16 protein-coding genes and 1 tRNA gene are annotated in these 12,510 nt (G+C 55.9%); 3 read left to right on the forward strand and 14 right to left on the reverse strand.

Annotated elements, in window-relative coordinates; all coding sequences use genetic code 11:
• Positions 1-172 precede the first annotated feature (172 nt).
• The 12 genes from JXR15_RS12060 to JXR15_RS12115 form a co-directional block, all read right to left on the reverse strand.
• A tRNA-Arg gene (locus JXR15_RS12060) sits at positions 173-249 on the reverse strand.
• A 54-nt stretch (positions 250-303) separates the two neighbouring features.
• Complete coding sequence (locus JXR15_RS12065; protein ID WP_422053461.1) at positions 304-1,524, reverse strand: cysteine desulfurase; 1,221 nt, start codon at positions 1,522-1,524, stop codon at positions 304-306.
• 1 nt (position 1,525) lies between these two features.
• The gene (locus JXR15_RS12070) at positions 1,526-2,107 is read right to left on the reverse strand and encodes a YIP1 family protein (protein WP_422053462.1); all 582 of its coding nucleotides are present in this window, start codon (positions 2,105-2,107) and stop codon (positions 1,526-1,528) included.
• The gene (locus tag JXR15_RS12075; RefSeq protein WP_422053463.1) at positions 2,104-2,589 is read right to left on the reverse strand and encodes a YIP1 family protein; all 486 of its coding nucleotides are present in this window, start codon (positions 2,587-2,589) and stop codon (positions 2,104-2,106) included. The genes JXR15_RS12070 and JXR15_RS12075 overlap by 4 nt, the downstream gene beginning before the upstream one ends.
• Positions 2,589-3,875 carry a SufB/SufD family protein gene (locus JXR15_RS12080; protein WP_422053464.1) on the reverse strand — a complete coding sequence of 429 codons (1,287 nt, stop codon included), beginning with the start codon at positions 3,873-3,875 and terminating at the stop codon, positions 2,589-2,591. The genes JXR15_RS12075 and JXR15_RS12080 overlap by 1 nt, the downstream gene beginning before the upstream one ends.
• A complete protein-coding gene (gene sufC, locus JXR15_RS12085) occupies positions 3,875-4,630 on the reverse strand; it encodes a Fe-S cluster assembly ATPase SufC (RefSeq protein ID WP_422053465.1) in 756 nt (251 codons plus the stop codon). Before sufC ends, JXR15_RS12080 begins: the two co-directional genes overlap by 1 nt.
• 55 nt (positions 4,631-4,685) lie before the next feature.
• Positions 4,686-5,000, reverse strand: a complete 315-nt coding sequence (locus JXR15_RS12090; protein WP_422053466.1) for a heavy metal-binding domain-containing protein — start codon at positions 4,998-5,000, stop codon at positions 4,686-4,688.
• 1 nt (position 5,001) lies between these two features.
• Positions 5,002-5,208, reverse strand: a complete 207-nt coding sequence (locus tag JXR15_RS12095; RefSeq protein ID WP_422053467.1) for a hypothetical protein — start codon at positions 5,206-5,208, stop codon at positions 5,002-5,004.
• A 6-nt stretch (positions 5,209-5,214) separates the two neighbouring features.
• The gene (locus JXR15_RS12100; protein WP_422053468.1) at positions 5,215-5,412 is read right to left on the reverse strand and encodes a hypothetical protein; all 198 of its coding nucleotides are present in this window, start codon (positions 5,410-5,412) and stop codon (positions 5,215-5,217) included.
• A complete protein-coding gene (gene sufB / locus JXR15_RS12105; protein WP_422053469.1) occupies positions 5,405-6,928 on the reverse strand; it encodes a Fe-S cluster assembly protein SufB in 1,524 nt (507 codons plus the stop codon). The genes JXR15_RS12100 and sufB overlap by 8 nt, the downstream gene beginning before the upstream one ends.
• A gap of 9 nt (positions 6,929-6,937) precedes the next feature.
• The gene (locus JXR15_RS12110) at positions 6,938-7,990 is read right to left on the reverse strand and encodes a cysteine desulfurase family protein (RefSeq protein ID WP_422053718.1); all 1,053 of its coding nucleotides are present in this window, start codon (positions 7,988-7,990) and stop codon (positions 6,938-6,940) included.
• On the reverse strand, positions 7,987-8,463 hold the full coding sequence (locus JXR15_RS12115; RefSeq protein WP_422053470.1) for an Rrf2 family transcriptional regulator: 477 nt from the start codon (positions 8,461-8,463) through the stop codon (positions 7,987-7,989). Before JXR15_RS12115 ends, JXR15_RS12110 begins: the two co-directional genes overlap by 4 nt.
• A 161-nt stretch (positions 8,464-8,624) precedes the next feature.
• On the opposite strand from JXR15_RS12115, the gene JXR15_RS12120 reads away from it, so the two are divergent.
• From JXR15_RS12120 to JXR15_RS12130, 3 genes are read left to right on the forward strand one after another with little or no spacing between them, the layout of a single operon-like run.
• A complete protein-coding gene (locus JXR15_RS12120) occupies positions 8,625-9,281 on the forward strand; it encodes an alpha/beta hydrolase (protein ID WP_299420805.1) in 657 nt (218 codons plus the stop codon).
• Complete coding sequence (locus JXR15_RS12125) at positions 9,281-9,526, forward strand: hypothetical protein (protein ID WP_422053471.1); 246 nt, start codon at positions 9,281-9,283, stop codon at positions 9,524-9,526. Before JXR15_RS12120 ends, JXR15_RS12125 begins: the two co-directional genes overlap by 1 nt.
• Positions 9,523-10,104 carry an HD domain-containing protein gene (locus tag JXR15_RS12130; RefSeq protein WP_422053472.1) on the forward strand — a complete coding sequence of 194 codons (582 nt, stop codon included), beginning with the start codon at positions 9,523-9,525 and terminating at the stop codon, positions 10,102-10,104. Before JXR15_RS12125 ends, JXR15_RS12130 begins: the two co-directional genes overlap by 4 nt.
• A 1-nt stretch (position 10,105) precedes the next feature.
• On the opposite strand, the gene JXR15_RS12135 is transcribed toward JXR15_RS12130, so the two are convergent.
• The gene (locus JXR15_RS12135) at positions 10,106-10,669 is read right to left on the reverse strand and encodes a hypothetical protein (RefSeq protein WP_422053473.1); all 564 of its coding nucleotides are present in this window, start codon (positions 10,667-10,669) and stop codon (positions 10,106-10,108) included.
• Positions 10,659-12,482 (reverse strand): glycerophosphodiester phosphodiesterase family protein, encoded by a 1,824-nt coding sequence (locus tag JXR15_RS12140; RefSeq protein WP_422053474.1) that lies wholly within the window; start codon positions 12,480-12,482, stop codon positions 10,659-10,661. Before JXR15_RS12140 ends, JXR15_RS12135 begins: the two co-directional genes overlap by 11 nt.
• Between the last annotated feature and the right edge of the window lie 28 nt (positions 12,483-12,510).

The raw sequence follows: 12,510 nt of genomic DNA on the forward strand, positions 1-12,510 counted from the left end.
CATATTTGCCAGTTTTTAGGCAGTTTTGGCATGCCCAAATCCTGCCACAATGGCGCCATTCCTCCGCCACAAGGCGTCAAAATCCCACCACAAATCAGGCCGGTTCCCGCCACAATTCACGCCAAAAACCGAATCTCTTCAGTGGCGATCAACGTCTAATTGTTAAGAAAAGTGGCGCACCTGAGAGGATTCGAACCTCTGGCCTCTGCCTTCGGAGGGCAGCGCTCTATCCAGCTGAGCTACAGGTGCCTAAGGTCGGGGTATAGCCAGTGTGGCTACGCCCCGCAATCGCAAAATGAACGTCTAACCAAAGAGTTCGTGCGCCAATTCCAGCGCGTCGATGAGCGTGTCCGCCTCATCAGTGGTGTTGTACAGTCCAAAGCTGGCGCGACAGGTCGCAGACACACCAAGATGCTCCATCAATGGCCCCGCACAGTGGTGCCCAGCCCGCACAGCCACGCCCTTTTTGTCCAGGATCGTGGAGATGTCATGCGCATGCGCCGCACCATCCAATGTAAAGCTGAAGATCGCTGCTTTGTCCGCCGTGGTGCCCTGCACCTGCAACCAATTCAAACCGGCCAGCTTTTGCGCGGTATAGTCACGCAGTTTGGCTTCATGGGCTGCGACGTTCTCCATGCCCAAATCCATCAGGTAATCCAGCGCCACGCCAAAGCCGATGGTCTGCACAATGCCCGGTGTGCCGGCTTCAAACTTCATTGGGGGATCGTTGTAGACCACGGCCTCCTTGGAGACCTCTTTGATCATGTCGCCACCGCCAATAAACGGACGCATCTCTTTCATACGATCCATTTTGCAGTAGATCGCGCCAGACCCGGACGGACCATAAAGCTTGTGGCCAGTGATGGCGTAGAAATCACAGCCAATATCTTGAACATCAACAGGCGCATGCACCGAGCCTTGCGAGCCGTCCACCAGAACTGGCACGCCTTTGGCATGTGCGCCTTCGGTGATCGCCTTAACATCCACCATGGTCCCCAAAACATTGGAACATTGGGTCACGGCAATCAGTTTGGTTTTAGGCCCAATCGCGTCAAGCACCGCCTGCGGATCCAACGCACCTGTACTGTCCACGTCAACCCATTTGAGCACAACGCCCTGGCGCTCGCGCAGGAAGTGCCACGGCACAATATTGGCATGGTGTTCCATCACCGACAGGATAATTTCATCGCCAGCTTCCAAACGCGGCATGGCCCACCCATAGGCCACCATATTGATGCCCTCGGTGGTGCCAGAGTTCAGAACAATTTCATCTTCACTGGCCGCATTCAAGAATTTGGCAATCTTACCGCGCACCGCTTCGTATTTGTCGGTCGCCAGATTGGAGAGATAGTGCAAGCCACGGTGCACATTTGCATATTCCATAGAATACGCCTGTGTGATGGCATCAATCACCACCTGCGGTTTTTGTGAGGAGGCACCATTGTCCAAATAGACCAACGGTTTGCCATTTACTTCACGGCCCAAGATCGGAAAATCTGTGCGGATTTTGTTGACGTCAAACATTTTAAGACATTCCAATAGCAGTCGCTGCACCCAGCGACAAAAGCATCGTCATCCCAACGGTCATGCCCAACATGGTGATCAACACCAACATCACGGCCTTCCCAAGGCTGTTAAACCCATGGATAACATTGATGAAATTTAAAACGACCCAGATTGAATACAACCCCGCGCCCATCACAAAAATCAGCGCTAGACCGGGCATGGCCAGCATCAGCAGCAACGATGCCAATTGAACCGCAAAACGCATGTATTGCAGCCATCCAATGGCCAGCAAGACATCATCAAAGCGCCCTCGCCCGCCGATCGCCCGCCCCCCCCAATAGAAAGAGAAAACAAGCAAAACCAGGCCACATCCTAAGATGGTCGTGTATAGGAAAGGCGCGGTCAGAAAAGGAACATTCAATTCCGCAGGGGCCGGAAACAGCGTAAGGGTTGCAAAGTGCGCCAAAGCATTGAGCACAATACCAAGAGCCAGGATCATCCAACCCACGTTGCGCGGGACCGGACGGCTCATCAGCGCCACAGCCGCCTCGCCCGGATCGCGCACAGTCAGCCAGAACAGAGCGGTCAGTTGCTCTCTCATGTGGTCGCCCTACCCGCTTCCACCAAACCGGACCCCCAGATCCAGACAAAGGCAACAAACCAAATTGCGCCCACAATCGTCAACGCGGCGCCTTCACCTATAAATCCTTCGACCAACCCCACCAAAAGATACAGCGGGCCGGTCGCCAGCATGGCCCAGAACAACGCAAAGCGCGTGCCAAAGCTGGATTGTTTGCGGCCAAATGCCCGCAGGATCAGATGTGTGACAAATGCCAGAGACACCGCGATCAAGGGCAACACAAACATCAAGGCAAAGAGATTGGCACCCAAAAGTGGGTTCAACTCTGTGCCCGTCAGATGTGCTTCACGGGCCAATGCAGGCCAGCGCGACACAAAGATCACGCAGCAAGCAGCCATCAGGATCGCAAAAGCGCGGTCTTCCCGCTGGCCCATGGCCAAACGGCGGCGCACTACCGCTCTTGGAGAACGGTAGCTGGCCATCATATCACTTGTCACAGACATCAGCCGCGCCGACGCTCCAACCAGGACTCGAGGCGCCCGTTGATCTCGTCTCGCAGCGCTTCGCTTTCCACCTCTTCTACGGCTTCTGCCACAAAGGACATCACCATAAGGTCGGTTGCGATGTCTTTTGGAACACCACGGGCGCGCAGATAGAACAGCGCATCCTCGTCAATCGCGCCAGACGTCGACCCGTGGGAACAGGCCACATCATCGGCGTAAATTTCCAGTTCCGGCTTGGCTAAGAATTGGCTGTCGCCATCCAGCAGCAGCGATTGGCTGATCTGATAGCCGTCCGTCTTCTGTGCGCCCGCTTTGACCAGGATTTTCCCCTGGAAAACACCGGTTGCGCCATTGCGCAGAACCTTTTTGAAAACCTGACGGCTTTCACAGTTCACCGCATCATGGGTCACAAAAACGGTGTCGTCGTGATGGAAGTCGCCATCCCCCATGCAAGCACCCGCCACATGCGCCATGGCATCATCGCCGGTCAACTCCAGAACCGCCTCGTTGCGGGTTAGGCGACCGTTCACGGTCAGCGTAAAGCTCTTGAACACACTTTCGGTGCCCAGTCGGCCAAACAAATGCGTCACAGCGCGACGTTCATGGTCCCGACCTTGTGCGCGCACATGGTGAAAGGTTGCCCCATCCGCCACATCCACTTCCATGGATTTGTTAAATCGCGCCGCCGCTGGACCGTTTTCCAGAACAGTCACCTCTGCACCCGCATCGAGCTTGATCACATGGTGCAAGATCGCGTCTGAGGTGTCAGCCTTGTGTTGATAAACAAGGTTCACAGGCTTCTCAACTTTGCCTGTCACGTGGATCACCACGCCATCGGTGGCAAACGCGGTGTTCAAAGCTGCCAAGGGACGCTCAACCGGCGTCTGACCATTGATTTCCAGCCGGCCATAAAGGTCTTTGGCCCAATGAATGTCTTTTTCTGCAACATCTGCCAGACGCTCGATGGACAGACCTTCGCCTGCGAGAGTGTCAGACTGTTCAGCGTCAAACACACCATCAACAAAAACGATTTTGATACGATCAAAGCTATCAAACAACGGCGCTTCACCGGTCTCAAAGACCGCAGCCGCCGGTGCCTCAGCTTGGGTCAGCGTGTCCGGACGGGTGAACTTCCAGTATTCATCCCGCCGCTCAGGTAGCCCAATCTCGCGCAAGCGACCCAAAGCCGCCTCACGGGCTTCTGTGGCCCACTGACCACCCGCTGGAACGGTCATACCGTCCAGTCGCGCCGCCGCGGCCTCTTGTTTCTTCGCCAGAGCCGCCATTACGCCATCTCCGCCAGAATGTCTGCGTAACCGTTTTTCTCAACTTCCAGTGCCAGCTCAGGGCCACCGGTTTTGATGATACGGCCGTCCGCCATGATGTGCACGACGTCTGGTTTGATGTGATCCAGGAGACGCTGGTAGTGGGTGATGACAAGGAAGCCACGGCCTTCGTCGCGCAAAGCGTTTACGCCTTCAGACACCAACTTCATCGCGTCCACGTCGAGACCAGAGTCGGTTTCGTCGAGAATACACATCTTTGGCTCAAGCATCGCCATCTGCAAAATCTCGTTACGCTTTTTCTCACCACCGGAGAAGCCGACGTTGACAGGACGCTTCAGCATCTCGGCGTCGATCTTCAGGGTTTTGGCTTTGGCGCGGATTTCTTTCAGGAAGTCCGCTGCGGACAGCTCTTCTTCGCCACGTGCTTTGCGCTGTGCATTTACCGCTGTGCGCAGGAAGGTCATGTTGCCCACACCCGGGATTTCCACTGGGTATTGGAACGCCAGGAACAGACCCAACGCGGCGCGCTCTTCCGCTTCCAACTCCAGCAGGTCTTCGCCACCCAGAGTGGCTTCACCTTCAGTCACTTCGTAGCCGTCTTTGCCGGACAACACATAGGACAGTGTGGATTTACCAGAACCGTTTGGCCCCATGATCGCGTGCACTTTGCCGGCTTCCACTTTCAGATCTACACCTTTGAGGATCTGCTTGTCTTCTTCTTCAAGTTTGACCTTCAGGCCTTTGATTTCCAACATGTTCATCTTCCTTCGCGTTTCCACGGGATGCCGAGGCACCCGGTCATTTCTTGTCTTATTTCACGGTAACAGCCGTGCCGCTGGCCGAAACCATCAGCATCGTGTCACCCACAACTTCGTAATCCAGATCAACGCCGACGACGGCGTTGGCCCCTTTGGCTGCGGCGCGGGTTTCCAGCTCGGCAAGAGCGGTTTCGCGTGCATCCTGTAGTTTGCTTTCATAGGCGCCTGAACGGCCACCCACGATGTCTGTGATGGAGGCAAAGATGTCCCGCACGACATTTGCCCCCATGATTGCCTCGCCCACGACAATGCCATGATACGCCGTGATCTGATGGCCTTCGATTGAAGGTGTTGTTGTTACAATCATCTCAAAGACCTCCCACGTAAGTGATCGCCATCATCACAGCCATTGCCACAATCCCGCAAATCGCGGAGGTCACAAAAACTGAGCCCGATATCAGCCCGTCCGAACGCCCCAACCGTTTCTTGCGCAGGCCAAAGCCCACTGCCGACCCAAACGCGATCCCCGCGCCAACGCCTGCTGATTGCTGCATCAAAGCCTGGATGGTTTCCATTTCTGCTTACCTGTCCAACAACCACACCAAAACCCGCCCCGCGAGCCAGCCGCCCAAAATGCCGATCCCAACCCACAAGAAAGGAATTGGAAAGCCGTCGGCAGTGTTGAGGTAGATCACCCCAAACATGCCGCCAATGGCCGGCATGACAAAAGGCAAGACCGCAATCAGTTTTTCGCGCAATGTAGAACGGTGGTTAGCCAACGGATCCCTCCAGAGAAATCGCCACAAGCTGTTGTGCTTCCATGGCAAATTCCATTGGCAGCGCCTGCAAAACTTCCTTGGCAAAGCCGTTTACAATCAGAGCCACGGCCTCTTCCTCATCCATGCCGCGCTGACGGCAGTAGAACATCTGCTCATCATCCACCTTGGAGGTCGTTGCTTCGTGCTCCACACGGGAAGAGTTGTTCTTGACCTCGATGTACGGCACCGTGTGCGCCCCGCATTTATCGCCAATCAGCAGGCTGTCACACTGAGTGTAGTTCCGGCTGTTCTTGGCTTTCGGGTGCATAGAAACCTGACCACGGTAGGTGTTCTGCGCCACACCGGCGCTGATGCCTTTGGAGACAATCCGCGACTTGGTGTTTTTGCCGAGATGGATCATCTTGGTGCCAGTGTCGGCTTGCTGATGGTTGTTGGTGATCGCAATTGAGTAGAACTCGCCCTGCGCATCATCGCCACGCAAGATGCAAGACGGATATTTCCAGGTTACGGCAGAACCGGTTTCAACCTGAGTCCACATGATCTTGGCCCGGTCACCACGGCAATCGGCGCGTTTGGTCACAAAGTTGTAGATCCCACCTTTGCCGTTCTCATCCCCAGGATACCAGTTCTGAACGGTGGAGTATTTCACTTCCGCATCTTCTTCGATGACAATCTCAACGACAGCCGCGTGCAGTTGAGAGGTGTCACGCTGCGGCGCGGTGCAGCCTTCGAGATAGGACACGTAGGAGCCTTTGTCGGCAATGATCAGCGTCCGCTCAAACTGGCCTGTGTTTTCCGCGTTAATGCGGAAATAAGTGGACAGTTCCATCGGGCAGCGCACACCGGGCGGCACGTAAACAAAAGACCCGTCCGAGAACACAGCGCTGTTCAGCGTTGCATAGAAGTTGTCAGACACAGGAACGACCGAACCGAGATACTTCTTCACCAGCTCCGGATGTTCACGGATGGCTTCAGAGATCGAGCAGAAGATCACACCCGCCTCTTTCAGCTCTTTCTGGAAGGTTGTGCCAACCGACACGGAGTCAAAAACCGCATCCACAGCGACTTTACGGCCTTCCGCCGGTGCGTTCTCCGCACCTTCGACGCCAGCCAAAATCATTTGTTCTTTCAGCGGGATACCGAGCTTTTCGTAGGTCGCGAGCAGCTTCGGATCCACCTCGTCCAGAGACTTTGGCTTCTCTTCCATGCTCTTTGGGCGCGCATAATAGTACTGATCCTGAAAATCTACTTCCGGATAATCCAGCATCGCCCAGTCTGGCTCTTCTTTGGTCAGCCAACGCTTATACGCTTCCAACCGCCAGTCAGTCATCCACTCAGGCTCTTCGTTTTTCTCCGAAATTAGGCGGACGATGTCCTCGGTCAGCCCTTTGGGGGCATATTCCATCTCAATTTCGGTTTCCCAACCGTATTTGTACTTGCCGCCAACCTCGCGCACGGCATCCACGGTTTCCTGGTCAACACCTTCTTTGACTTGGGTTTCCTCAACTACAGCCATGTGCGTCTCCTAATCTTTCTTTCGCGCCGAAGCGCGGTGTTTGTTCATCTGGGTCAGCCATTTGTCGGCAAAACCCATGACGTCCTGTTCGCTTGTGTGTGGCCCCAAGCTCACCCGTATGGCGCTTGATGCCGTCATCTCGTCATATCCCATCGCGCTCAACACCTTGCTCGCGCGCACCTTGCCCGAAGAGCATGCTGAACCGGCCGAAATCGCGAAACCAGCCAGATCCATCTGCATGACCTGCGTCTCCCCCTTCCAGCCCGGCACCGCAACAGCCGTCGTGTTGGGAAGCCGCTTGGATCCTTTGCCAACAATGATGGCCTCCGGTGCGTCTGCGGATATCCTGTCTTCCAGCAAATCACGCAGCTCTGCAACCCGATCCCACACGCCGTCAGCCAAGTCTTGCGCAGCCGCCTTTGCCGCAGCAGCAAATCCAGCGGCCCCGATCACATTCTCGGTGCCCGCACGACGGCCCATTTCCTGACCGCCGCCCAAAAGCTGTGCTGGCACATCGGTGCCGCGTTTCACCACCAAGGCACCAATACCTTTTGGTCCGCCAAGCTTATGCGCCGAGATCAGCGCCATTTGTGCGCCGGTCCAGTTAAACGCGACCGGCAGCTTGCCAAAAGCCTGAGTCATGTCACTGACCGCAAGGCCATCCGGCAGAGTTTGGATCACGCCGGTCTCGGAATTTGCCAGTTGCACGCAGTTGTTGGCCGGATCGTCAATGGTCACTGAACCTTGTGCATCCACGGGCAGGTCATTCTGCGTCCACGCATTCACCGCATCATGCTCGACGTTGGCGGCACGCAAATTGCGCCCAGACAAAGCCAGCGCAGCAGATTCCGTCGCGCTGCTAGTGAAGATCACATCCGCGCCGTCTGCGCCAAAAGCGGACGCGATATCGCCACGTGCGCGCTCAAGAATGGACTTCGCTTTACGCCCCTCAGAATGCACAGACGACGGATTGCCATAGACATCCATCGCCGCGATCATCGCTTCACGGGCCTCAGCCCGCAGCATAGTTGTCGCATTATGATCCAAATAGGCGCGCATCAGGCCTTTTCATCCGCCACTTCGTCCACCACAGAAAACAAGGTGGGCACAGCCGGGCATGGCGCCAAGTCGTTCTCCACAATATCGGACAAGCGAGTCTGGTGAAGGAACACATAAACGTGCGCCGACAGCCCTTCCCAAAGACGGTTGGCCATGGACTGCGCACGCGACCCACTGGACCCCCCGCTGGCCCCTGCCCCTGTGTGCAGCGCCGACACGGTCTCATCCACCGCTGCCAGAATATCAGCCACCCGAATCTCGGATTTTGGGCGGGCCAACCGGTAACCACCACCCGGCCCACGCACCGATACAACCAGTTCAGCACGCCGCAGCTTTACGAACAACTGCTCCAGATAAGGCAGCGAAATGCTCTGCCGCTTGGAGATTTCACTCAAACTCACAAGATCTTCCGGTGGCTGGAGCGCAATATCTGCCAAAGCAACCACGGCATAGCGGCCTTTTGTCGACAGTTTCATAGAGCACCCCCTCGAATTGATTGACCTCAGCCGCCCATGTGCTTAAGTCGCTAGAACCCGAACGGCTTTCCGGCCGTTCAATTATTTAGAAGCGTTCTAAGGTGGCAGAGCAAATTCGTCAAGAATTCGTTCATACCTTTTAAGGGAGAAAAGCGACAAATATGCCTGAGGTGATTTTTCCGGGACCAGAAGGCCGCCTCGAAGGCCGCTACCACCCACAAAAAGAAAAAGACGCGCCGATCGCGATTGTCTTGCATCCCCACCCGCAGTTTGGCGGCACAATGAACAACAAGGTTGTCTACAACCTCCACTATGCCTTCTACAACATGGGCTTCACTGTGCTTCGGTTCAACTTCCGCGGAGTAGGCCGGTCTCAGGGTGAATATGATCAAGGTGTTGGCGAATTGTCCGATGCCGCATCAGCGCTGGACTATCTGCAGTCGATGAATACCAACTCCAAGCACTGCTGGGTGGCTGGGTTCTCGTTTGGCGCCTGGATTGGCATGCAGTTGCTGATGCGTCGACCAGAAATCACTGGTTTCATCTCAATTGCCCCCCCTGCCAACATGTATGACTTCTCCTTCCTGGCGCCCTGCCCGAGTTCTGGCCTGATCCTGAACGGTACCGCTGATCGTGTGGCCCCACCGGCTGAAACCCACTCGCTTGTCAACAAACTGCACGAGCAAAAGGGCATCACCATCACCCACACAGAAATTGATGGCGCAGGTCACTTCTTTGAGACCGACGAATACATGGATCAGATGACAGGCAACGTCACCGATTATGTCAAACGTCGCCTGACAGAGAACAGCCGCTAATGAGCACCCTGGATGCGCTGGCTGCCAAACTTGCTGAAGACACCATCAAAGCCCAAAAAGAACTGGGTGATGAACGTCTTTTTATGCAGGTAAGTGAGGTACTTGGCGCATCCTCTCAATCTCTTGAGGAGGCCTTTCTCACAGAGGTCCGGATGCGCATGTCCGAAGAAAAAGGCCGCGCCTTTCTCATCAATAAAGTCAAGGCTGCGCGCGCCGCAGCCGCCAAGGCAGACCCTTCCGAATGAGTGATCGCCTCACCGCGCAAATCGCCTTTTTGACCGAAGCCGATAAGCTGAAATCCGTCTATCGCGCCACTAACGTGCTTGACGGGCACCGCAAAGAAGACAGTGGCAGCCACAGCTGGCACATTGCGCTGTACGCACTGATCCTGTCGGAACATGCCAATAAGAACATCAACATCGACCGCGTAATCCGCATGTTGCTGATCCATGATCTGGTGGAGATTGATGTGGGCGACAGCCCAATCCATGGTGACCATGACATCGCAGCCATGGAAGCGGCAGAAAGCTCCGCAGCGGACCGCATTTTTGGCCTGCTGCCTGAAGATCAGGCCACCGCGATGCGTGCGCTTTGGGATGAGTTTGAAGCCGCCGAAAGTGACGACGCCGTCTTTGCCAAGAGCATAGATCGGGTGCAGCCGGTGATTGGCAACTTGGAAACCAACGGCGGCACTTGGCCTGAGTACAATGTCACGCGCGCACAACTCGAAGACCGTGTTGGCTGGAAGGTCGCCAAGGGTGCGCCCGCACTCTGGGACCACCTAAAGGCCCGTATTGCAAAATGGTTTTCCGAAAACGGCTAGCTCAAAAACATTGTGGCCAGCCGTAGCCCCAGCGCCATGGCAAACCTGAACACGGCAACCCACCGAGCCGTACTGCCTCATACATACGATCCGCGACAAAATTGATCGCGGCGGTTACATCCTCCGGCGTGGCCTCATACTGTTGCGCAAGCGCATCCGCCTGACCATCCGCCACGCCCTTCACACATAGCCGCAGCTCTTCATCTGCCTTTAAGCGTGCTTGAAACCCCGCTTGCGCCTTAGGGTTTTCGCCACCCAAGTGATAGGCCCGATCATGTGTCACACAACACCCATGCCAAGGCGCCTCATGGGCAAACACCCGGGCGAACCATGGAAACGTACGTGCCATGGCGCCCCAAGCTGCAGACATACCGCCTGAACAGCCGTCGGTGGTGAAAGGCGCCATCGACGTCGGCTCCGCTTCACGCAGTGCCTGCAAACGGCTGTGCCGCCAGATTTCCACCTTAGCAGACAAACCAGAGTCAGAAGTTGAGCTTTGAGCCACAACAGGTTCGCTTAAAACAATAAAAGCCACAAAGACTTGGGCGAAACGTCTAAATCTCATCTCCACCCCGATGTGGTACGTCCAAGCCAATGCGACCAGCCAACCCAAGCACCAGACGTTCAACTCCACTCAAAGTTTTGCGATCCGCCAACACTTGCCGCGCAAGCGCAGGCTCATCCGTGATCAAGCCATCCACGCCGTACGACAACATGCCTGACATCGACAGCGCATCGTTCACGGTCCATACATAAACCTCTTTGCCAACATCCTGCGCGCCGCGCACCAACTGTCGCGACATGGTGGCGCTGTTCACCGCCAGGAAATCCACGTCCAGATCCCACATATTGCCGAGGGATGCAGAGGCCAGAAGCCCCACATTCCACTTCGGCCGTAGTGCGCGCATCTTGGCCACGGCATCCGCCTTTAGCGACATGATCTTGACCTGACCCACCATGTCCGCAGCCTCCACAATGTCGATCACCCGCTGCTCCAAATCCTCGTCATGGCCATAGTATTTCAACTCGATCACCACGCCGGATTTGTCTTTTGTGGCCAACAACACCTCTTCCAGCGTGGCGGTGCGTTCTGCGGCAAACGCGGGATCAAACCAACTGCCAATGTCGATTTTTGCCACATCAGCCAACGTCGCATCCCAAATTTTCACCGGATTGCCCGCGACTTTCATAAAATCGCTGTCGTGCACAACAATCACCGCACCATCGGCGGTTTCCTGAACATCGATCTCCACCCAGTCCGCCTGATCTTCCACGGCGCGCGTCACCGCCGCCATGGTGTTTTCAGGCGCCGCCCCTGAAGCGCCACGATGCGCAATCACAGCCACAGGCCGATCCTGATCCACCTTCAACAGCTCCGCAACACCAACCCCACCAAGGGCTGTCATCAGCGCAGCAACGGCGACGATACCGGTCAATAAACCTTTTGGCACTTCGCTCTTTTCACCGGCATCAGGCCATCCTGCAAACCCCATAAACGCCACCGCCAAGGCCCCCGTGGTCAGGGATGTCAGCACAAGGTTCAATGCAGCCCACAAGGCAACAGACAGCAACAGGAATGCGGCCAGCCCTTTGAGACCAAAGGGAACAAAGTGCAGCCCAAATTGAATGATCGCCCCCACCACAAACAGCACTGCACCGCCGATCACAGCGCCCAACGCTCCCCAAACTGCCAATCGCATGAGAAACGCCATACGCCGCCCCGTCATACGCGCCTGGCTCTCGCGCAACGCGGCCCCTGCCCTTTGGCCGTCAAACACCACCAGTGGCAAAGCCAGCACCCAGCCCAATGTGCGCCACAGCACAAGCCCAGCCATGAGCATAAGCATGACTGCGCACACCACCATGGTCTGCACAAATTCCGGTGGATGAAAGCTCAGGTAATAGTTGATGTCGTACTCCGTCATCCAACGGGAAAACGCCAGGCCACACACCGCAAGAAACGGCAGGCACATCACCAACAGCCGCAAACAGAATTGCACGGCCAGCTCAAGCACCGCAGGCGCTCGCGGCAGAACCATCGCCACACCGTCCAACAGTCCATGCGACTTGCTTTGTCGATCCCTCAACGCCACAGCCATCATAAACGACACATCCAAGGTCAACAGCACCATGGCCATCCCGGCAATCAACAAACCCGCCACAAATCCAACAGGTGATAACAGGAACAACGCGATATCAAAATCTGCCAATGCGGGTTTGCCAGAAAACCTGAGCGCCAAGTGAACGGTGCCCGCCATCAAAGGCGCAAATGCGGCTGCCAACAGGATATTGAACGCCAAGTGCGACTGCACAAACGGCCGACGCAAGCGCCAGGCCTGCTCAAAACACCTCAGAACTTCAGAAATCACTTGCGACACAATCACCCTCCCGCACCCTTTAAGGTGA

This window comes from Shimia sp. (genome assembly GCF_049116215.1).
Taxonomy (GTDB): Bacteria; Pseudomonadota; Alphaproteobacteria; order Rhodobacterales; family Rhodobacteraceae; genus Shimia.

Excerpts from the sequence above, each read along its gene's own strand:
- JXR15_RS12065 (WP_422053461.1), bottom strand. The coding sequence starts at position 1,524 with ATGTTTGACGTCAACAAAATCCGCACAGATTTTCCGATCTTGGGCCGT.
- JXR15_RS12070 (WP_422053462.1), bottom strand. The coding sequence starts at position 2,107 with ATGAGAGAGCAACTGACCGCTCTGTTCTGGCTGACTGTGCGCGATCCG.
- JXR15_RS12075 (WP_422053463.1), bottom strand. The coding sequence starts at position 2,589 with ATGTCTGTGACAAGTGATATGATGGCCAGCTACCGTTCTCCAAGAGCG.
- JXR15_RS12080 (WP_422053464.1), bottom strand. The coding sequence starts at position 3,875 with ATGGCGGCTCTGGCGAAGAAACAAGAGGCCGCGGCGGCGCGACTGGAC.
- sufC (WP_422053465.1), bottom strand. The coding sequence starts at position 4,630 with ATGTTGGAAATCAAAGGCCTGAAGGTCAAACTTGAAGAAGAAGACAAG.
- JXR15_RS12090 (WP_422053466.1), bottom strand. The coding sequence starts at position 5,000 with ATGATTGTAACAACAACACCTTCAATCGAAGGCCATCAGATCACGGCG.
- JXR15_RS12095 (WP_422053467.1), bottom strand. The coding sequence starts at position 5,208 with ATGGAAACCATCCAGGCTTTGATGCAGCAATCAGCAGGCGTTGGCGCG.
- sufB (WP_422053469.1), bottom strand. The coding sequence starts at position 6,928 with ATGGCTGTAGTTGAGGAAACCCAAGTCAAAGAAGGTGTTGACCAGGAA.
- JXR15_RS12115 (WP_422053470.1), bottom strand. The coding sequence starts at position 8,463 with ATGAAACTGTCGACAAAAGGCCGCTATGCCGTGGTTGCTTTGGCAGAT.
- JXR15_RS12120 (WP_299420805.1), top strand. The coding sequence starts at position 8,625 with ATGCCTGAGGTGATTTTTCCGGGACCAGAAGGCCGCCTCGAAGGCCGC.
- JXR15_RS12125 (WP_422053471.1), top strand. The coding sequence starts at position 9,281 with ATGAGCACCCTGGATGCGCTGGCTGCCAAACTTGCTGAAGACACCATC.
- JXR15_RS12130 (WP_422053472.1), top strand. The coding sequence starts at position 9,523 with ATGAGTGATCGCCTCACCGCGCAAATCGCCTTTTTGACCGAAGCCGAT.
- JXR15_RS12135 (WP_422053473.1), bottom strand. The coding sequence starts at position 10,669 with ATGAGATTTAGACGTTTCGCCCAAGTCTTTGTGGCTTTTATTGTTTTA.